At 57.3% G+C, this 22315-nt stretch carries 9 protein-coding genes; 1 reads left to right on the forward strand and 8 read right to left on the reverse strand.

The window, feature by feature from the left end; all coding sequences use genetic code 11:
- Window positions 1-380: 380 nt before the first annotated feature.
- Both ABIB57_RS00005 and ABIB57_RS00010 read right to left on the reverse strand, forming a co-directional pair.
- Window positions 381-953: a hypothetical protein gene (locus ABIB57_RS00005; RefSeq protein ID WP_354037811.1), complete on the reverse strand. Its 573-nt coding sequence runs from the start codon at window positions 951-953 to the stop codon at window positions 381-383.
- A gap of 906 nt (window positions 954-1859) precedes the next feature.
- The gene (locus ABIB57_RS00010) at window positions 1860-2261 is read right to left on the reverse strand and encodes a SecDF P1 head subdomain-containing protein (protein ID WP_354037812.1); all 402 of its coding nucleotides are present in this window, start codon (window positions 2259-2261) and stop codon (window positions 1860-1862) included.
- Between the two features lie 1059 nt (window positions 2262-3320).
- Here ABIB57_RS00010 and ABIB57_RS00015 point away from each other — a divergent pair.
- Entirely contained in the window at window positions 3321-3752 is a 432-nt protein-coding gene (locus ABIB57_RS00015; RefSeq protein WP_354037813.1) for a hypothetical protein, read from the forward strand.
- A 1062-nt stretch (window positions 3753-4814) separates the two neighbouring features.
- On the opposite strand, the gene ABIB57_RS00020 is transcribed toward ABIB57_RS00015, so the two are convergent.
- The 6 genes from ABIB57_RS00020 to ABIB57_RS00045 all read right to left on the reverse strand — a co-directional run bounded on the left by ABIB57_RS00020 (window position 4815) and on the right by ABIB57_RS00045 (window position 22233).
- Window positions 4815-5144: a nucleotidyltransferase domain-containing protein gene (locus ABIB57_RS00020; protein ID WP_354037814.1), complete on the reverse strand. Its 330-nt coding sequence runs from the start codon at window positions 5142-5144 to the stop codon at window positions 4815-4817.
- 544 nt (window positions 5145-5688) lie between these two features.
- Window positions 5689-6246, reverse strand: coding sequence for an RNA 2'-phosphotransferase (locus ABIB57_RS00025; RefSeq protein WP_354037815.1), 558 nt, complete (start codon window positions 6244-6246; stop codon window positions 5689-5691).
- 189 nt (window positions 6247-6435) lie between these two features.
- A complete protein-coding gene (locus ABIB57_RS00030) occupies window positions 6436-8409 on the reverse strand; it encodes an AAA family ATPase (RefSeq protein WP_354037816.1) in 1974 nt (657 codons plus the stop codon).
- A 232-nt stretch (window positions 8410-8641) separates the two neighbouring features.
- Complete coding sequence (locus tag ABIB57_RS00035) at window positions 8642-9964, reverse strand: HlyD family type I secretion periplasmic adaptor subunit (RefSeq protein ID WP_354037817.1); 1323 nt, start codon at window positions 9962-9964, stop codon at window positions 8642-8644.
- Window positions 9961-11700, reverse strand: coding sequence for a type I secretion system permease/ATPase (locus ABIB57_RS00040; RefSeq protein WP_354037818.1), 1740 nt, complete (start codon window positions 11698-11700; stop codon window positions 9961-9963). The genes ABIB57_RS00035 and ABIB57_RS00040 overlap by 4 nt, the downstream gene beginning before the upstream one ends.
- 9 nt (window positions 11701-11709) lie before the next feature.
- Complete coding sequence (locus ABIB57_RS00045) at window positions 11710-22233, reverse strand: beta strand repeat-containing protein (RefSeq protein ID WP_354037819.1); 10524 nt, start codon at window positions 22231-22233, stop codon at window positions 11710-11712.
- Window positions 22234-22315 lie beyond the last annotated feature (82 nt).

Raw genomic sequence — 22315 nt, forward strand, 5'->3', positions numbered from 1 at the left:
TTGGAAGCATGGAATCATTCGATTCAACTACGAGCTATTTTGTCGGTGTATGGGTACCCACGGAATTTCTTGCCGACGATTTAAGGCTAGAAATCAAAATTATAGGTCCAGCCCGCGAACTTGACATGAGAGCTTTTCTGGGCGAGGCGCCTTTGGATTATGAATGAGTTTCAACTCTCACGATAAATCAGGCAGCGCGACATCCTAACGGCTGATGCCCGCTATGCTTCAGGCTCGCTCGCAAGCAGACGTTCGGCCTACGACCCCATTTCGGTCATTGGCGGCCAAATGGAACTTGCTCGATAGCCGCCGTTCACCGCCTCGGCAAACCGGCAGTTTCAATGCGCTGTGGATCACCGTCATGCAGAAGACGTAAGCATTTACAAAGGTGGGTGGAGGGGATGCCCCTCGTGAAATTGAAAACCTCGACGAAGAGCGATTTGCCCTAACACCCCAACAAATGCTTCGATCTCATCTGGCGCAAGCTGTGGCACGCGCAGAATGCGCTGACGCCCGTCATGAAAATTAAGTTCCAAGTTTAGGTTGTTAAGTGCAAAAATCCAAGGCTTTGGGCGCAGGACTACGTGCTCAATTTCGGCCCAATCGAACGTTACCGCCCGTTCGGCGACAACGTTTTGCCAAATGGGCGGCCAATTCACATGGCCCATAACGCTACTTATGTTCCCAAGCAGGTAGTTTTCGACAGCCAGTTGCCCTGTTCTCCAAAGGAAGAGAAGCGGGATTGCGCCTAGCGAAGCTACGGCAACTCCGACAGCGATACAGGCACTCACCCAAAGCTCAAGTCCGATTTCCCACCCACCCGCCAATGTCAGGATGCCAAGTGCCAAGGCAACAATGACGACGTGCATGACTTGTGGGTAGAACTTGCGGGTCGCGAGGACGAATTCACAATCGTGTGGCGAAAAGCGGTGCTCTTTGTAGGGTATCGTCATGCCATTCGACCATAGTCGCTCTGATCGGATGGAAACACGAAAGCACCGATACTGCTAGCCGAACGTCAGACTTCTGCAGGGCTGGCAGCAACTGACCCCCATTGCGGTTTTCTGGTTCTTAGACGGCTGCTTTCGAACGGTCACGCTTAAGAGCGGACAGTCGGAAAACCACTCCCAAAACGCAGTCATTCCGGACTTCTGATGTCCCAGTGGGTGCGCCCTTCGTACCAAGCTTCGAGATACCTGTTTGCTCTCCTCAATTGGTCTGTAGAGTAGGCAGGGCCTGTACAATCACACCAAGTGGGAAGAACCATTAAGGAGCGCAATTTCGGAGGGACCTCGATATCGAAATTACAATATACGTTGGACGGCTTTCGATCGTCGAGATCGATGATACCCAACTCGATTACAGGTCGTCCGTCCAGTTTCATCTCTTCTGATGTGGATGTTAGCTGGTAATTCATGGCGCTATCCATTTGCACTACGTACTTGCAGGCCTCTTGATAGTCTCTCTCTTCCAATATCTCACTCGACTGTGGGCTCAATATAGGCAGGCTACTACCGACCAATGCGACTGCAATTCGGAGACAATACATAATCGGCGCCTAACCATCATTTGAGCATTGTTGGCCAGCCAACCATCGCAGCCTCTGAATGTCCACCATCTGGAAATTGACGGTTTGCTGATCTTTCACAGCAATTGAGCGCCAACAGGATGTAGCCCGCTCCTGGCCCCTACACGACAATTTGGAAGTCTCCTTTTCTGGAATCATGCCCAATTCCTGCCTGACTACATCCCACCCCATTCGGGCCGTCCCCAGGTTGGAGAAAGAAGCCAGTAAGCTGGCAAGAACCGACCCCATGACGGTCTTTCGGCGATGGTAGCCGCGAGGCCAAAAGCGGCCGTCAGTCCGACGTGACTTTGTTGATCGTCCCGACGTGATCTTCTTCAGGGGACACCGACAAATGTGCATCACCTGAGCGCAATTTTTTTGCCATGGCTGACGCCTCTTCTGCGGTGTCAAAGCCGCGGACTTGCATCAAACCAGCAGTGAGTGGAGTCTGGATGAATGGGGAAAGAACCACCTCGTCGTCAATCAGGAAGTCTACCGTGGTCTGGACGTTAACTGTCGTGAACATGGCGAAATCCCGAGCACTGTCTGCGTTGAGGCGAATGCTCACAACTGGCAGTGCAGATATGGGATCAACAGCTTGTTGCGCATCAGCGACCACAAGCCTTAGCCGCTCCGCGTATGCGGGAGACGCAAGCGAGGTCGCCAGTACAAGCGTTAGGATGATCCGAAACATGATGCGCTCCCATTATGTGAAAGCGACTCTGTCTCATCGAGACCGGTCGATCAAGCAGTTGGCTCAAGGTCTGCTGGTCCCCGTTCGTTGCTAGAAACTGGCAGTCAGCAATCTACCCCCAGGCTGACAGTCAGCTGCCGACCCCATTTCAGACGTTAGCTCTCGAGCTGCGAAACCCCAATATCGGACATTCGCCTGCAACCCGCTGCGGCCCAGCGGACCAGGTGGGCTATGATATCTCTTGCAAGTTGACCGCGTTGGATCGTTGCCCTGTTCCTTCTGGATCTAGAAGAAAGGTGGCGGGAACTTCGCCAAAAGTGCTCCCACGGCTGCACCAATTAGCACGCCTAGGACGGCCGTCAACGGGCTAACAGTACTTCCTACAGCGGCCCCAATAACAGCGCCGACGCCAGCACAGAGTAAAATCCAGGTCCTGAATGGACCCTTTTTCGGACTGCGGTTTCCCGGAATGAGCAATGTAAGATCCCCAATTCACGATGCAGTTAGCTAACCGGGCAAATTCTACAGTCAGATCTAGGATCAGGTTCCGCTTCCTTATGAACGTGCCTGAAAGCCGCCGGTCTGGAAACCACCCCGTTTCGGCCGTTCAACGGTGAAAGAGGAGCAGAAGCAGCCATAGTCAAAGGATCAATTCAACGCAATTTGTGGCAACCAAAGAACTCATGCAATTTGGCTATGGAATGAGCCATTGTTCAAGCCATTGAGCTCTTGAGTAGCCGCTGTATATGTCATCTTTTGACGGCTACTGGAGGCTGGGATTAAGCGGAAAAAAGAAATTTGCCCGGAACATGGGGTGGTTCTTGCCAACGCAAGGAAACGCCATGACCCATCTTCATCGGCATGGTAATAATATCTCTTGGGCAGAGTGTTCCGACATTTGATTACAGATGCCCGAAGTGCGGCTGCCTCACGGAACCATACCCGCAGTAACCGAGGCGCTTTTTCTGCCGGGGCAGGAGCGCCTGTCTGCTTTCCGCTACGTTTCCCGCAACCTGTGGCAGTAGAACCAGCTCGCATCAATGCTCAGAGGTTTACGTTATGTCCTATGCAAAAATCATCGGAGCGCTAACGGCCTTTCTCACGCTGGCCATACCAACATGGGGCCTGGATTTGCCCCTCACGGCTTGGACGGATCCGAATGTACAGGAATACATCTGCAAAACGCTTACTGATGATCAGGAGCGGACAAATACTGCCGGTTCCCTTGGTTTCGGTCGACTAATCGAGTCGATGGAAGTCGAAATTGATTGTGACCTGAAGCGATACGCTATGATTGTAACCGTCACACAGGCGATGATGGACTTGCCGCCGGAAGCCCTCCCATACGCAGTAACGTCCATTGCACGCTTGATTTGCGCAAGGCCCGGTTGGGGACGAGTATTTGAACTTGGTTGGTCACTTAAAGCGAGGATTTTTTTCAAAGGGGAGTTAATTCATTCAGGCGCAGAATTGAGAAATTGCCCGCCGTAAATATAAAAAGGTATCTGCCATTATGTATTCAAATGCGGACAGACTGCAATATCCCCTGCAGCCAGCCTATCGATCGACTACAGTCACGGCCGACTACGCCGAGCAGCGTCAGAGCCAGCAAAAGCCGGATCACATTGCCCCACCTCAATCCGATATCCTCTACCGCAACCTCTGCTTACTCGCCGTTTGCCTGAGAGCTGACTGGCACGAAGCCGAACTTTAACGCTATGAGTACCAGCCCGGAAAAGGTTACCCACCTGGCGTGGCTCACCTACTGGATCACGGTTGCCACGTGCTCCGGCCTAAGCTTCATGATCTGGGCGCTTTGGGCCGTAAATGGCTGGCCTTCTCCGTTAAGGTCGACGGTCAACTATGAAGCGGTCTTTGCCATAATGTTCGGGCTATTCGTTTTCTGTCCTGCATTGATATTATTCGACGAGCATATTCCAGGGTCGTCGAGAAACCCGGCACTAAAACGGGTATTCATAACCGGTCTCGCCTTCGCGAGTTATGCGCTTGTCCGAGGAGCGGAGCTTCTGCTGCAAATGATCATGTTGCACCTCTTCTAGTTGCACCCCGGCAGCTCGTTCTACCGCGCCTTTTGTCTGGGGACCGCATCTCGAACTTGCCCGTATCCGCCGACTTGATGGCTATCCGACAGCTGCCTTAACTCGTCCAAGAGCGTTTGCGAAAGGATTAGCTCCCCACGTCACACTTTGGTCCGCTTCTGCAATGTCCGTCATTTAGTCGAGATAACTGGAAGGCCGATGCCGGACATTGACCCTATCCGGCTATCGAGCGATGGTCAGCTAGCCGTCCGGAGAATTTTCGCAGCGTGGGGAGAATATCTATCGTCATGACAGGGCATCGGCCGGACTTTGGTCCGCTCGCGGCCGCCAAAGAAATGCGGACGATCGACGCGAGGTCGTCCCGCAATAGGAAGGCTTTTGGCTCGAAATTGCCGATCCGGTCGGCATCGACCAACCCGTCGCGAACGAAAGCGCGAATGGCTTCGACGTTGGCGGTGGTTGGTGACAGAGTCACGTTACAGGTGCAAAGGCATCAATTCCCACTGTTTTCGTTCATACCATCGTCGGAGGTGGGCCCAATCAACGCCGCACCGTAAATCTGGCGGCCAGTTCGAATGACCTCTGAGATCAAACTCGTTCCTGAAATGCGCTCCTCGACAAAATCCTGCTCGGTGCAGGGCACTACGTCGACACCGACGCCGAGCCCGACAATCGGCGCATAGGCCCGGTCGTAATCGCGTCCCGCTTCACCATCTTGGTCACGAGCAACCACCAAAAGATCGAAGTCGCTATCCGGCCGGTGTCGTCCAGTTGCCCGTGATCCAAACAGCCAGATTGCTGCCGGCCGCAGTTCATCAACCAAACGCCGCACCACAGCGTCCAGAGCATCTTGCTCCGTTGGGAATGCTCCACGGTTTGGACGGACGCTGCTTTGAGGCTGATGCATGACCTCGATTGTATAACTCACCCGCTCATGGCCCCTCAAGGGCCGCAAAATCCAGAAGCGCGTTGGGGAGACCGCCCTGCCCCGCCGCCCCGTCGTCCCCCAGAGGCCTGCCGCTCCAAAAATGAGTTGGGCAAACTATGCCTTCAATTTTCTAGATGAGGGAATTTTTGAGGGTTCAGCGGCCAAACTAAGGTGAACTGGATCCCTATCCCGTTGATTTATATGCTGCATTTCCATGCCCATGGCAAACTTGGGCTGTACCTACAAACCACCCCACCGGGTAGTCGCCTGTACATGTGGTTGAACAGCGGTTTTTTGCGAGCAGTGTCACCGCTACTAAAATCCCCAAGGTCCACCGCGACAAGACGCACGGCCGAACGCCTCGGAGATACTTGAGGTCTTCTGCAGAATTCGCGCGAAGGGTTCTGCCGTCAAATAACGGTTGGATGGTCGGTTGGCTTCAGAAACTGAGATAGGCGGGCGAGACCTCAACCGTGAGCCAGACCCCGTTATCGGCCCTCCAGAACTCGATGCCATCCGCGTGCATGCGCCCCGCTGCAATCCGCAGCACGACTGGGGTGCCGTGACGGCCACCCACCTTGATTGCGGTTTCTTGGCTTAGCGACAGGTGGACATGACGCCGACGGCCCGCCAGGAGTCCCTTGGCGAATATCGCGTCCAGGTTATGCCGCGCCGTGCCATGGAACAAGACTTCCGGGGGCTCGCTCGGTGGCAGACCCAGATCGATGGGGATCGAATGGCCCTGTGCCGCCCGAATGCGCTGACCGTCGGCCGACAGGGTAAAGCGCTGCTTGTCGTTCTCGGCAACAACCCTTTCCAGAATAGCTCGGTCGATCTTGAAGCCAGCTTTTCGGGCATGTGCAATCAGCGGTTCGACCGGCGTCCAGCCATGTTCATCGATGGTGATGCCCAGCCGCTCCGGCGCGTGTCGGAGCACATTGCTCAACAGCCTGCCAAGCTCCTTCATGCCCTGGGTGCGGTTTGAAGTTTCTGTCATTGGCTGTGATCCCGACCGCCAAATCCTTGCGGGCAAAGCAGCGTTTCATCTCTCTGAGTCTGGCTACCGCTTTGCCCCGTGAAAAGATCTTTTGCGCGACAACCTCGCCATCCGCAAATCGCCTCACCCGGGCGTCGCACTTCAATGTTTGGCAAATCGTCGACCATGGACCTCTCCCCTCTTTTTCAACTAATGCAATACGTGCAGCGTGTGCTTCGGCGGAGCGATCTCCGAGCCTCGAACCTTTGCTGCCACCATGGTTTCCAACTCGGCTCTGCGGTCCAGCAAGATTGACGACGCCCGCGTCATCGCCGCGTCCAGACGACGTCGCACGCTGCCGATGAGTTCGGCTGGCAGAATTGTGCGGAGAACTGGGTCGCCCAGATCGACCAACCCCACCTCACCCAGACCAGACCGGGTCTCGAGTTGCCGTGCCAAGGCCGTCGCCAGGGCGAGGTCGGAATCGGTGGAACCCACAGCCAGCACGGACGGATCGCCGAGCAGAATTTCTTCCGCCGCTCGGCCAGCCACGAGCACGGCGATGGCATCATTATAGTGCCGCTCAGTTGGAATTTGACCGTCGTCCAGCGTCTTCGAAAGGATCCCGCCGAAATCAGAGACCTCATCCGCCGAGGCAAGGTCCAGCAAACCTAGGGATTGGGCTACCAAGGCCTGACCAGACCGATAGGTGGCGATCCGACGCCGGACTTGTGGGGGAAGTTTCTCGAAAGCGCCCGAGACTTGCTCGTGCAAATGCGAAACCGAGAATGGCTGTTCTGCCCTTCGCGCATTTGCTTTTGCGGCCCGCACCAACTTTTCGATGTCGGCGCCGGTCTGGCCTTGCAATGTGGACGCTAGCATCCGCAGGTCCTTTTGAGGAACGCTCGGACCCGCATAGTGGGCCAGGATCCCGGCGATCTCCTCTGTGTCTGGGAGTTTCATCACAATAGTATGGTCGAGCCGGCCGGATCGCGTCAGGGCTGGATCGATCCGGTGGACATAGTTTGTTGCGCCGACCATTACGAGGCCCGGAGTGGTCGTGGCCCGTGTCACCAGCTCTAACATCAGGTTGACAATCTGGGTCCAGTACTCCGTGTATCGGCCAGAGATGTTCCCTCGGCTCGATATGCCGTCCAATTCATCGATCAACAAAACGCACGGCGCCTTCTCGATGGCGTCGTTGAACACCATGCGCATCTTTTTAAGTGTGCCCGAGAGATAGTCTTGCGCGTTCCAATCGGCGACGCTCGAGGCGATCAGGGGAACATCCAGCGTACCCGCCAACAGCCCGGCGAAGCTGGTCTTCCCCGTGCCAGGGGGGCCCGCCAGCAGCACGGAGCGGTGATCAACTTCCTCCCAGGATAGCCGCCCTCGACGCCAGAGCTCGAAGTCTTGAGCGAGCTCCAGACCCCAAACTTGCGCCTCCCCATAGCCATGCTGATCCTGCAACCTGGCGCGATCGACCTGCTTTACCGGCTCCTTCGGCATCAAAGCCTTGAGACTGTCGACGCAGGCCTCTGGCGAGCGCCCGTGTCGGAAATGCAGGGCCAGGTCACTTGCGGCCAGCTTGGCTGGATTGCCCAAGTCAGAAAAGTTGGCTGGCATCTGGCCAAAAAATTCAACAAAAGCAGCTGCCAGATTGTCCCGTGTCAGAGTGGGGGCATCCACGATGACATCGGCGATTGTGGTGAATTGCGCAGGCGCCGTTGCCTCAGGATCATAGAGCCAGATCACCGGCAGGCCGCGTCTTCCTGCGTCGGCCACCATTCGAAGGCGCTCGTCAATCTTGGATCCAGAACCAACGAAAATTGGGTATTTATCTTCGGGGCGCAGTCGATATTGGGGCTCGATGATGGCCCCAGCGTCCGGCAGCGCAGCTCTAAGGACCGAGGCGAATAGCCACGCATCCTCCGTACTGCGAACTGTAATCGCGATGAAGTCGGTCGTTGCGGAGAGGTCCTCCAGCGATTGGAAGTGCGGTGCCAAGCTTGCGCCGAGTAAATGGCCGGCCAGAACGTGCTCGGCGCCATACCTCGGGGCCTCGATTGGTGCAGCCAGATCATCGACATCTGACGATGGCTTGGTGGAAACATCGGCGCGGAGCCGTTGTAGGATTTCTTCGATAAGTGGAACTGATCCAGCATTGGAAAGGGAAGCGGCCACGATATGCTCCTGACTGCAGCGCGAAGCTGCGGGTTGTGTCAAGGAGTGCGGCTCAGGATTACTGTCTGCAGGCGCTCCGCCCGGTGGGCGGACGCAATAAAGAACCAAACATGAACAATGTCAATGAGCGATGGGGAACAGGCGACAATTTTGTCAGCTCATGAGCCCGCGATCGACCGGTGTTGCAAAGCCATTACCGCAGTCTGCGGCACGAATGGACAAAGGCGTGTGTTCAGTCTTCGCGCATCGCGCGGTTGAGTTGCTCCACAAAGGGATGGATCAAGTAAGACAGCACGGTGCGGTCCTCTGTCTTAACGAACGCCTCGACCGGCATACCGGGAACCAGCCGGACATTGCGCGGTAGCCTGCCGAGCTCGGATTTGGCGATCGCAATGCGGGCACTGTAGAACTGTTGGCCGGTGGCGGGCTCCTGGGTCACATCGGGGGCGATCGCCGCCACGGTAGCGATCAGTTCGGGCGTGGTCCGCTGGTCGAAGCTGGCGAGGCGCAGGGTGGCCTCCTGCCCTACCCTGATCTTGTCGACATCCATAGGGCTCAGGCGCAGGTTAACCGTAAGCTCATCGCCCTGCGGGACGACCAACATGAGGGTCTCACCGGCGCCGATTACGCCACCCAGGGTGTGTATGATCGACTCGTGGATGACGCCTGATTGCGGGGCCCTAATGTAGGTGCGCTGCAGGCGATCCAGCGTCGCGCGCTTCTGCTGCTTGATCGCCGCGATAGAGCGCCGTGTCTCCTGCAATTGATCGAGGGCAGTGGAGAGCGCATCGTCAGTCAGTTGGGTGATCTGCAGGTTTCGCTCGGCAATACTGGCACGCAGTTCAGCCACACCCGCGATCAGCCGGCCTCGAACGCCATCGAGATCGGCCTGCTGTTTGTCGAGCGCACTGACTCGGCTGCTCTCAACCAATTGCCCCTCGTAGAGCGTGCTCAGCTTCGCGATCTCGCCGCCGAGAATTTCCAACTGGCGGTCAACGGCAGCCTGCTGGATGGTGGTGCCGTCGATCTGCTGCTCAAGTTGGTTAACCTGTTCGGCCAACTGCGCGATGCGGCCCGTGCGGGCCGCCCCTCGCGCTGCAAGCACCTGCTGCTCGGTCTGCATTAGTTGCAGTACTTCAGGATCATCGCTGAAGGCCGCCAGGTCGCTCGGGAGCGCAAACGTCTGAGCATTTACGATCTCCGCGCTCAGACGGGCGTCTCGCACCAGAGCCTCGCGCAATTGAGTTTCGAGCGTTCCCAGATCGGCAGAGATCGCAGTATCGTCAAGCCTGGCAAGCAGTTGCCCTTCGGTCACAACGTCTTCGTTCTTGACGTAGAACGCTTTGACGATACCACCCTCCTGATGTTGGATGCGCTTGGCATAGCTTTCCACGACGACACTGCCCGAGGCCATGACGGCCCCAGCAATCTCGACCGTAGAGGCCCAATATATCAGGCCTCCAAATAGACCGAACACTGCCAACAGCCCCGTCCAGGAGTGCCGGCTCAGGCTGGCGCGATCATCAGGTGCCCTCACATCTGCCATGGCGGTCATGCGACGGGCACCTTCATGGCGCGAACGTTATCGCCGCTGCTCTGCTGGGTGATCTGTTGCAGGACGTCATTCTTCGGACCGAATGCGGCCTGCCGACCATTTTTGAGGAAGAGTAGTTTGTCGACCGCCGCGATGGCACTCGGGCGATGCGCAACCACGACCACGATAGCACCGCGAGCCTTCGCTTGAATCACGGCATCGGAAAGCGCTGCATCCCCCTCGGCATCGAGATTGGAGTTCGGCTCATCCAACACCAAGAGGAATGGCTGGCCGAACAGCGCTCGGGCGAGGCCTAGCCGCTGCCGTTGTCCAGCAGATAAGAGATCGCCCTGCTCGCCGATCTGGGTGTCGTAGCCATTAGGCAGACTGTTGATCAGATCATGGATATTGGCTGCCCGAGCGGCGTCAATGACCTCGTCGCTGGTGGCGTCCGGACGGAAGCGCGCAATGTTCTCGGCGACGGTACCGTCGAACAGTTCGACCCGCTGCGGCAAATAGCCGATGATCTGGCCGATCTGGGAAGGATCATAGTGGGCAAGCATAGCGCCATCGAGACGCAGTTCGCCAGCGGTGACGGGCCACACGCCGACCAGAGCACGGGCAAAAGAGGATTTTCCGGCGCCGGATGGCCCCAAAACCCCGAGAGCTTCCCCCGCATTCAATTCCAAGGTGATGCCCATTAGAGGCGTGACCTTCGCGCCCTGTGGCCCACTCGTAAGTTGTTTGATGATGAGAAGCCTATTGGGGAGCGGCAGCCTCGTATCGCGGCCTTCAACGGGAAGGCCGCCGAGAATTTTGGAGATGCGCCGATACGCCTGGCGCGCGCCGATGAAGCCACGCCATTGTCCAACAATCTGCTCCACTGGCGCCAGGGCCCTTGAGGAGATCACCGAGGCCGCGATCATCAAGCCGCCCGTCATTTGTCCCTGAATGACGAGGTAGGCGCCGAGGGCCAGAACCCCCGACTGCAGCAGAAACCGCATGCCCTTGGTGACGGAAGAAAAGAACGCCGCGCGATCGCCGGCCACGCGCTGGACGCCGACCAGCTTCTGGGTTGCCACGCGCCAACGGGTCTGGACATCGGCCAACATGCCCATAGCGATAATGGTCTCGGCATTCGTGCGAGCCGTGTCGGTCTGACGCTGGCGCATTCCCATCGCCGCATTGGCCTGCTGAGATGGCTTCCGCGACAACGCTTCATTGAATGCCATCAATAGGATGATGATCAGTCCGCCGCCCACAGCCAACCAGCCCAGCGCAGGGTGGAGCATGAACACTACAGCCATGTAGATCGGCAGCCAAGGCAGATCGAGCAGCGCCATCGGCCCGGGACCGGACACGAACTGGCGCAAAGTATCGCCATCGCGCACCGGATCTGCATTTGCCGGCGCACCGGTCATCAGCTTGAGTCGAATGCTGGCGGCGAACAGACGTTCGCCGATCGAGGCATCGATCACATTACCGAACCGTGTGGCCATCCGCGAGCGCAAGGTTTCGAGGAAGGCGTAGAAGCCGTAGAGAGCCGTTATCAGGAAGGTCAGGACCACGAGAGTGGGCACAGACTTACTGGCGAGCACCCGGTCATAAACCTGCAGCATGAACAGCGGCCCAGTCAGCATCAGAAGGTTTGAGATCAGGCTGACGATGAACAGCGCCGCCAAAGGCGCCATCGGGATCATCGGAGATGCGGCAGGCCCGGAGGCCCGCCGCTCAAGTGACGTCAAAGGTTTGGTCATGGCTACCGATCAGACAAACCGGAAATCGCTGACATCTAGCGAAGCCAGAGAGACCCCATGAAGTGCGATGGTGTCGCCGCCATCGAGATGAATGAAGGCAGTTCCACCCGTCTCCGTGGCGTTGGCCATCAGTGCGGCAAACGTGGAAACCGACTGGTCATGGAGCTCGATGATGTCACCATTGAGCTGTCCGGAGTGCACCTGGAAATCTTCTATGGTGTCGTCGTCGGATCCGGCGTTGAAGACGAAGATATCGTCGCCCATTCCACCAACGAGAATGTCATTGCCGAAACCTCCGATGAGAGTGTCGGCGCCGAGGCCACCATCAATGGAGTCGTAACCAGCGCCGCCATTCAGGATGTTGTTGCCGCTATTGCCGTTGATGATGTTATCGAGAGCGTTCCCTGTCCCGTTGATCGCTCCGCTGCCAGTGAGGGTTAGGTTCTCCAGGTTCGCCCCCAAAGTGTAACTGATCGAGGACTGTACCAGATCATTGCCGGTGCCGGATTCGGTGACCACGTCGCCGGCGTTGTCGACGACGTAAATATCGTTGCCGTTGCCGCCGATAAGCGTGTCGGCGCCCGCTCCGCCATCAAGCGTATCGTTGCCGTCACCTCCGCTGAGGACGTTGGCGCCGGAATTGCCGATGAGGATATTGCTGCCGCTATTGCCCGTCCCGTTGATCGCAGCGGTGCCGGTCAAAGTCAGATTTTCGACGTTCGTGCCGAGGGTGTAGGTGACCGACGATTGTACCAGATCGGTACCTTGGCCTGCTGCCTCTGTCACGATATCGCCTGCGTTGTCGACGACATAGGTGTCGCTGCCGTCACCGCCGACCATCGTATCCGCGCCTGCGCTACCATCGAGGATGTTGACACCAGCATTGCCGGTCAGCACGTTAGCCAAGGCATTGCCAGTACCGTTGATCGCGGCGCTACCAGTGAGGGTGAGGTTATCGACATCTGATGATAGCGAGAAGGTGACGGAGCTCTGAACCAGATCTGTGCCCGCGCCGGCGGCTTCGATGACAACATCGCCGATATTGTCAACGATGTAGGTATCGTTGCCGCCGCCGCCGATCAAAGTATCGGCCCCTGCCCCGCCATTGAGAATGTTTGCCCCGGAGTTGCCGGTAATGACGTTATTGAGGCTGTTGCCGGTGCCGTTTATCGATGCGGTTCCGGTTAGCGTCAGGTTTTCGACATTGGCCCCAAGCGTGTAGGCGATTGCCGCTTGCACCAGGTCAGTGCCTTGACCCGACAGTTCGGTTACGACATCACCGGTGCTATCGACAACGTAGGTATCGTTGCCATCGCCGCCGATCATGGTGTCAGCACCTGTTCCCCCGTTCAGGATGTCATTGCCATCGCCGCCATCGAGGGTGTCAAGCCCGGCTCCGCCGGTGAGCGTATCATCGCCTGCCTCACCATAGGCGAAGCTCGATGCACCCGACAGGATGATGGCGTCGCTGCCGCCGCCGCCGTAGACCTTGGCGGCATCGTGATGAATGGTGAGATTGTCGGCGAAGCTCGTGCCGCGCAGCCCTTCGATGCTGTCAAACGTATCACCGGCGGCGTCGCCGGTGTTCGCTGCAAGGTTTAGCGAATTAAACACGATGCCGGCTGTAGCGGTTTCATAGGAGGCGATGTCGAAGCCGTCACCGCCCCACAGGTCGTCGGCACCTGAACCACCGATCAACACGTCATCGCCGGTATACCCAAACAGATAGTCGTTCCCGATGCCGCCATCGAGGCGATCATTACCAAAGTCGCCCGTCATGTTATCATCGCCAGCTTCGCCATAGAAGGTGTTGACGTTGCCCGAGCCGTAAATCGTGTCATTGCCAGCGCCGCCATAGACGATGGCATTAGCGGCGATGACCGCAATGGTGTCCGCAAAATTGCTACCGCGGATGATCTCAATGCTGCTGAAGGTATCGCCTGCTGCATCACCCCCATTGGTGGCGGGTGGCTCGGCGAGGTATAGAACGATCCCAGCAGTAGCTGTCTCATAGGTGGCTGTATCGATGCCGTTGCCGCCGATCAGGACGTCAGCACCGGCGCCGCCATCAAGGACGTCGTCCCCGTCCCCGCCGTTGAGCGTGTCATTACCGGCTGCACCCACTAGGGTGTTATTGCCCGCATTGCCCAAGACGATATTGTTGAGACTATTGCCGGTACCGTTGATCGCGGCCGCGCCGAGCAAGGTCAGATTCTCAAGATTGGCCCCCAACGTATAGCTGATAAAAGACTGAACCGTGTCGGTGCCTGTCCCACTCTCGGTGACGACATCACCGATGTTGTCCACGACGTAAACGTCGTTACCGTTTCCGCCAATCATCGTGTCCGCCCCAGCGCCCCCATCGAGGGTGTCGTTGCCGTCACCGCCGCTCAGGGTATTGGCTCCGGAGTTGCCGTTCAGCACGTTGTCCAGGCTGTTGCCCGTACCATTGATGGAGGTCAGGCCGGTCAGCGTCAAATTCTCAAGGTTAGCACCGAGAGTGAAGGTGACAGACGACTGCACCAGATCGGTACCTTCGCTGGCTGCCTCTGTGACGCTGTCGCCGACATTGTCGACGACATAAGTATCGTTGCCTGCCCCACCGATAAGCGTGTCCGCCCCGAGGCCGCCATCCAGGGTGTCGTTTCCGCCGCCAGCGTTCAGGGTATTCGCTCCAGCATTGCCGATAATAACATTGTTCAGGCTGTTGCCCGTCCCGTTGATCGCAGCGGACCCCAAGAGAGTTAGGTTCTCGACATTCGCGCCCAGGGTGTAGGTTACCGAGGCCTGAACCAGATCGGTGCCTTGGCCTGCTGCCTCGGTCACGACATCCCCTGCGTTATCCACGACATAGGTATCGCTGCCATCACCGCCGGTCATCGTATCCGCACCGGCTCCACCATCGATAACGTTGGCAGCACTGTTGCCGATCAAGATGTTGTCCAAACCATTGCCCGTGGCGTTGATCGCCGCGGCACCCGTCAAGGTCAGGTTCTCGACGTTGCCGCCGAGCGCAAACGTCACCGAGGACTGAACAAGATCTGTGCCGGCTGCCGCCGCCTCGGTCACCGTATCGCCGGCGTCATCGACGAGGTAGGTATCGTTGCCGCCGCCGCCGATAAGAGTGTCGGCCCCAGCTCCACCATTGAGAACATTGTTCCCCGAATTGCCGGTGATGACGTTATTGAGGCTGTTGCCAGTGCCGTTGACAGACGCAGTGCCGGTCAAGGTCAAGTTCTCGAGGTTGACGCCCAAAGCGTAGGCGATGGACGACTGCACCAGGTCTGTGCCTTGGTTCGACAGTTCGGTGACGACATCTCCGACGTTGTCGACCACATAGGTGTCGTTTCCGTCACCGCCAATCATGGTGTCGGCACCCGTCCCACCATTCAGGGTGTCGTTGCCGTCACCACCATCTAAGGTGTCCGAGTTCGCATCGCCGAGCAGAATATCATCACCAGCCTCTCCATAAGCGAAGCTGGCTGAGCCAAGCAGCGTGATGTTGTCATTGCCGGCACCGCCGTAGGCCTTGGCTGAGTTCGGAAGGATGATCAGAGTATCGGCGAAGCTTGAGCCGCGAATTCCTTCAATGTCATGATAGGTGTCGCCAGCTGCGTCGCCGGTATTGAGTGCCAAATTGGTGCAGTTGACGAGCACGCCGGACGTTGCTGTCTCATAGGACGCAATGTCGAAGCCGTCACCGCCCCACAGGTCGTCTGCACCTGAACCACCTATCAACACGTCATCGCCGGTATAGCCAAACAGATAATCGTTGTCGGCGCCACCATCTAGGCGATCATTCCCGAAATCGCCGAAGACCGTATCGTCCCCAGCTTCGCCATAGAAGGTGTTGACGTTGCCCGAACCATAAATCTTGTCGTTGCCGGCGCCGCCGTAGACCGTGGCATTAGCGGCGATGACTGAGATGGTGTCGGCAAAATTTGTGCCGCGGATGATCTCGATGCTGCTGAAGGTATCGCCCGCAGCATCGCCCTCATTGGTAGCGGGTGGCTCGGCGAGATACAGCACGATCCCGGAAGTAGCAGTGGCATAGGTTACCGTGTCGATGCCATTCCCGCCGATCAGGACGTCGGCACCGGCACCGCCATTGAGGACGTCATCTCCGTCCCCGCCGTTGAGCGTGTCGTTCCCCGTGCCGCCGGTAAGGGTATCGTTGCCTCCCAGGCCCGAGAGCACGTTGTTGCCGGTATTACCGGTCAGCGTATTATCGGAAGCGTTGCCTGTGCCGTTGATGGATGAGGAGCCGGTCAGCGTCAGATTCTCAACGTTAGCGGCGAGCGTATAGGTCACGGACGACTGCACGGAGTCGGTGCCCTCGGTGGCATTCTCGACGATCACGTCGCCAATGTTGTCTACCACATAAGCATCATTGCCTTTGCCGCCTGTCATCAGGTCGGCTCCGCCGCCGCCATTCAGAGTGTCGTTCCCAGCTCCACCGGTCAGCACGTCATTGCCGGCACCGCCGGTAATGTTCATGGAGCTCGATTGGCCGTTCGAGCTAACCGTGGTCACGATCGTCTGCTGGAGGGTGCCGTTCGCGTTGAGGATGGTGAAGGTCTTGACAGTGCTCATATCCTCAAGAGTAATCGAGGTCTGCTTATTGTCGATAAGACCGCTGTTGGTGCTGTCGCTTAGCAGGATGCTGATCTTGCCATCGGCACTGATGGTTTCGGTGCCGCTGGCGACAACCACGCCACTCGCATTCACATCGGTGATGGTCGCGACCTGCGAACCGTCGATCTTGGTTTTCCAGATCTCGGTATGTTCGTAAGTGCCGTTGCCGTCATAGTCGGCCTGCACTGTCTTGGACAAACCATCGGCACTAATCGAAATCAGGGTCGCCGACGCCGTTGTCTTGTAACTGGTCGCGACGGCCGAACTCCAGATGACTTGGCCCGGCAACGGGGCGACGCTACGCGCCGCGATGTTGTCCGTGACCGTTGTGACGATCGAGCCATCCGCCTTCATGATGGTCGTCGATATTTCGTCGTTGGTGCCGTTTCCATCAACATCGACGCTCGAGATTTGCGTGCGGCTGTCGGCACTCATTGTGGTGACGGAGGTCTGCTGCAGCACCGGCGTGATGGTCGTCACCGTGCCGTTCGCAGCGGTCTGGCTGACCTGGTAGATTTGGACCGTTTCGACCGTCGAGCCATCAGCATTATAGGTCCAGCTGTGGTTCGTCGTGCGATCGATTATCCCGTCGGCATTCACATCGCCCTGCGACGTCATGACCAGACCATCGGCCGAGGTGACACTGGTCGACTGCGCCGTCTTAACACCGGATGTGTTGAGGTCGGTGATGACACGGGTCGAGCTACCGTCGACCGATTTGGTGACCACATCGGTCTGATCGGTGATGCCGTCACCATTCGTGTCTCGATTGGCGGATTCCACCATCCCATCGCCACTTCGCTGGGTGGTTGTTTTATCGACCAGCGTTCCAGCCGCATTGAAGTGGCTCAATGTCAGAACCGTCGTTCCATCGGCCAACGTCAAATTGGTCGTGGTCTGGCTCTCCTGGAAAGTCCCGGCGCCGGTGAGGTCCTTCTGCACCGTTGTGTTACGTCCGTCGCGGCTAGTGGTTGTAACGAACTTTGACAGCAAAGCGCCGCTGGCGTTGGTGTTGGTAACGGTCTCGGTCGTGGTCCCATCCGGATTCTTGACGACCACATCGACCGAGTTTTCGTTGTAAATGCCGGTTCCCGTCGCATCCCAGTTCTTGGTTGTGGTCAGGCCGTCGGCACTCGTGGTTTCGGCAAAGCGGCTGTCCAGAGTCGCATTGGTGAACGTGCTGGTGGTTTTGGTCACCGAACCGTCGGTGGCCAAGGTGGTGACCTCGGTCCGGCTCTTGCCAAAACTGCCGACCCCGGTCAGGTCCCACTGCGTGGTCACGGAGCGGCCATCCGCACTGGTGGTGATGACCGCCTTGTCGGTCAAGGTGACCGTATAGATAGGATTCGCGGAAGCTGGGTCACCCCCGGTAAGGTTCGAGTTGGTAATGGTCTCGACCTTCGAACCATTGGCATTGAGTACGACGATGTCCGTGGTCTGGCGCTCGGCCAGGCCGTTGCCGTTGGCCTCGTATCGAATGGTTCTGGACAGACCGGTGGCGTCGGTCGTGTCATAACGCCCATGAAGCGAGCCGAAGATGCGCCCGGAAGCCAACTGAACCAGGCCATCCATGGCCGAAACCGTTACCGATCCGTCGGCATTCTTGGTCTGGACGATGGTGTGATCGATCGTGCCGTCGCCATTGATGTCTTCCGTTCGGGTGACACTGGTCCCATCGGCGGTCGTCACGGTCGTCGTGCGGTCATGCAGCGAGCTGTTGGGATTGAGGTTGGAGACGACGCGGGTCTGTGAGCCGTCGGCATTGATTGTGGTCACGTCCGTCCGGGTCCGCGAGAAGGTACCCACACCCGTACCGTCCCATTGCTGTGTGACTGAGAGGCCATCGGCGCTGTTGGTAATGACGGATTTGTCCTTGAGGACACCACCGACGCCGAAATTGGAGATGGTTTCGGTCTTGGATCCATCGGCATTGATGACGATGACATCCGTCTTCGATTTATCGGTCGTGCCATTGCCGTCGAGATCGGTGGCAAGGCTGGTCGAAAAGCCATTGCCGCTGATGACCTGGGTTGAGCGCGCCGTCAGCGTCCCGGCAGCATTATAGGTTGAGGCAACTGTTGTTACCGACCCGTCCGCGTTGGTCGTAACCGTGGTCACCTCGTCGTTGACGGTATTTCCATCGAGATCAGTAGCGACCGTCACGCTGCGGCCATTACCGCTGGTTGTGGTCGTGGTCTTCGACATCAGCGTGCCGTTGCCGCTGTTCGTCGAGACCGTCTGCACGCTGGAGCCGTCGACATTGAGCACAGTGACGTCGGTTTTGACCATGTCCGCAGTAGTGTGATTGCCGTGAAAACTGGACTCGGACTTGGACAGACCATCGTCGCTGACCGTGCTGATAGTCTTGCTGGTCTGGATAGTCCCCGCACCATTGAAGTTGGTCGTGGTGACGGTCTTGGAGCCATCGGCATTGAGCACGCCGAGCTTGGTGGTTTTGACGTCGAAGACGCCGTCGCCATTGGTGTCTTGCTGCGTTGTCTGGCTCAAACCATTGGCGCTGGTGGTGACGACTGTCTGACCGATCTTGTTCGCGGCAGCCGTGCCGGAGCCGCTGTAGGACGTGGTTGTCGTGGTCGTGGTGCCATCGGTATTGAGCAGGGTCACTGTGGTGGCCCTAGCATCGATCACGGCGTCGCCATTGGCATCCTGGGTGGTTGTAGTGGTCAACCCGTCGGGGCTGATAGTGGTGATCGTCTTGCCGATCAGGGTCGCCCCGTTCAAGCTGTAATCAGAAACGGTCTGGGTCTTGGTGCCATCTATATTGGTGACGGTGATCGAGATGATTTTCGGCAGGGCATTGGTGTTGAGATAGGTCTTGACCGTCTCAGTCAAGCGATCAGCGCTTATTTCGACAACGCTTTTGCCGATCTGTACCTGGCTGGTGCCGGCAAAGGTGATCACCGTTTCTGTCGTTGAGCCGCCGCTATTGAGGACTTTGACGTCGGTCACGGTTTTGTACGGCGCAGTCTGCGCATTGAGATAGCTTTGCATCGTCATCGACAGGCCATCGGCACTGGTCGTCGTGATGGTCTTGCCGATCTGCGTTGTGCCGGCGCCGTTGCTGCTGATGGCCGTGACGGTCGATGAACCGTCGACATTCCACACCGTCGTGCTGGTCATCACGGCGTCGAAGGTCAGATCACCATTCGTGTCCATCTGGCTGGTCCGGACCAAGCCATTGGCGCTGGTCGTCGTCACCGCCTTAGACAGCAAGGTCACGCCATTGCCGGAATAAACCGAAGCCGTATCGACAGAATTGCCGCCGAAGGTGGCTACGGTTTCGATATGATCGAATGTCCCGTCGCCATCGCTGTCAATGCTGGTACTGCGCGTTTTGAAGTCCGCAGTCCAGGTCTCGACAGTTTGGCTATGCCGCGTGCCATTGGAATAAGTTTCCGTGGTCGTGTCGGTGGTCACCCCTGCTGTAACGGTGCGCACATCGCTCGTGGTCAGGTCATGGGTGCCGTTGCCGTCCATATCGACGCGCGTCGTCTTGCTAAAGCCGTCCGCGCTCAGATCGGTGACCATCTGGTCGCGCAAACTGGCATTGCCATTGTTATGGCTGCTCGTCGTGGTCGTGCTGCCATTGGCGTTGTGGACCAGTACACTCGCTGTCGTCAGATCGGTGTCACCATCCCCATCCAGATCGCTGGTGATGGTCTTGGTCGTACCATCGGCGCTGGTGACCGTCACGGTCTGGGAGATCCTATTGCCGGTGGTCGTGCCGCTACCGGCGTAGTTCGCCGCAGTTTCGGTGCGCGTGCCCGTGCCGCCAACAGCCGTCGCCTCGGCGCGGGTCGCGTTAATCACGTTGCTACCGGTCAGATCAATCTGTGTTGTCTTGCTCAAACCATCGGCACTGGTGACCGTCGTCATATGACCCTGGGCCGAGCCGTCATCATGGAGGTCGGTAATCGTGACCGTCAGATTGCCGCCAGAGCCGGTGACCCGGACTTCGGTCTGGTCGTTGGAGCCTGAACCGTCCAGGTCGCGGCTGACCGTGATAGTTTTTTGATCGGCGCTGGTAAGGGTGACTTCCTTCCGGCCCAGAATGGTCCCGCTGCCGTCATAGTCCTGCAGGGTACGCGTTGTCGATCCGCCGGAGTTGACCACCGTGACATCAGTCTGCAGCCGATCGGTAACGCCATCGCCATTGTTGTCGAATTTCATGGTACGCGACAAGCCGTTAGCACTGATCGTCGAAATCGTTTCGTTTGCCAGATTGCCGCTGGCGTCATAGGCCTTGTTGTCGATGGTCGTGGAGCCATCGCCATTCACCGTCACGGTCTTTGCAACGACATATCCATTGGGATCATAAACTAGCGACACGTCGCCGACCGTACCGGTCGTGCCATTGCTCTTGGTATAGGTGGCGGTGCCAGCGACGATGGACCCGTCGGAAAGCATGACTTCTTGCTGGTTGCTGACCAGACCAATCGACGTTATGCCCAGTTCCGCCATGGTCTTCAGGGTCGTGGTGCCATCGGCGTTGGTCACCATGATCTTGAACAACGCCCAGTCGGCATCACCGGCGTTCAGTTTGCCATCGTGGTTGGTATCGAACACGCTGAGCAGCGCCTGCATATCCGACTTGGCGGTCGGGTCCCACTGCGTGAAATCATATTCGTTGTTGAGTGTGATGACGCCATCGTTGCCGGCGTCTCGAACCAATACGCCGTCGCCTGCCCCTGCCCATGCAGTGCGATGCTGTTTGCCGTCACCTGCAGTATCAAAGAACATGTTAGAAGAAGTGACCGGAGTGACCTCAATGCCGTCGCCGTCAAGATCGAAAATGACGGGGCTCATGGCAGATTTCCCGCCGATGCCGTCTTTGTTGCCGCTGCCGCTGCCTGCCCAGCCGGTATCAGAATTGTAGCTTCCTACTTGCGAACTGCCATTCGACTGCAAGCCCGTACTGCCGTCGCTCCCGGAGGTAGTATGGCCTGTCTGAAGATTGGTGATGGAGCGGTCGGCGTTGACTCGATAGGTATAGCCACCCTTCTCAAAGGTCGTTCCAACTGTGACGCTAGCGCCGGATCTGGTTTCGACCACCGGCCCCGACCCCGAAATGGCCGTGTGATCGTTGCCCGACGCTTGAGGGATTGGCGTGTTGCCGAGCCCTAACACTGTCGCGGGGTCAACCATCTTTCCCGTAACAGGGTCTTTTACGAATATTCGGCCATCGGCAGCCGCATAAACGACTGCCTTCATGCTGGTTCCGTCGGACATCTCAATCTGTCGCATGATGTCTGTTCGCCAGACATGCTTTTGCAGAGACGGTAGTTCGCTTGTTGACCCGGCGTTATAGATATCTCTTGCTGGCTTCCCATTTGCCGCTTCTATATGTTTATAGATGTTCCCCTGAGAGTCATAATTTAGATACCCAGAGTTAGGAAAATCCTTAGTGCTCTCGACGCCCCCGTCTTCTTCCTTTGGATTAGACCTCCTTTGGTTTAGCGCAGCCGTTTCCGAGCTAGGAAAGTTGTCTTCAAACCCCAGAATTCTATACCATTCTTGTTCTGCATAGTAGAAGGCCGGTTTATGTGGATCATGTTCGCCGCCAATACCTGGTGTCGACGCGTGTACCAATTCATGAATGAATCTTTCTTGGAGGGTTTTGCCCGAGCCAGCTAGTCCCACCCAATATCTGTCCGCCGGAGCTAAATAAATGTAGGTTGAACCTGACGTTAGACCGCCAAGATTAGGAGCTTCATATAAATGATCATACCTAATGTTGCCTAAGTCATCTTTAACGGGCTCCGCAAGCCGCGGCCCCGGATATTCAGATGGGAGCATCGTTACATTAATTTGATTGGAAAATGCGGCGTGATATTTACTTCCCAAAAATGAATTCATCTCGCCAACATGAGAAGCCATAGAATTTGCAGTCTCCGTCAACGTCTCCCTGTACATCTCCGGAACTGAGTCGCTAAATTTAAGAACTACCAATTTCTGTTCC

The organism is Devosia sp. UYZn731, assembly GCF_040546795.1.
Lineage (GTDB): Bacteria > Pseudomonadota > Alphaproteobacteria > Rhizobiales > Devosiaceae > Devosia.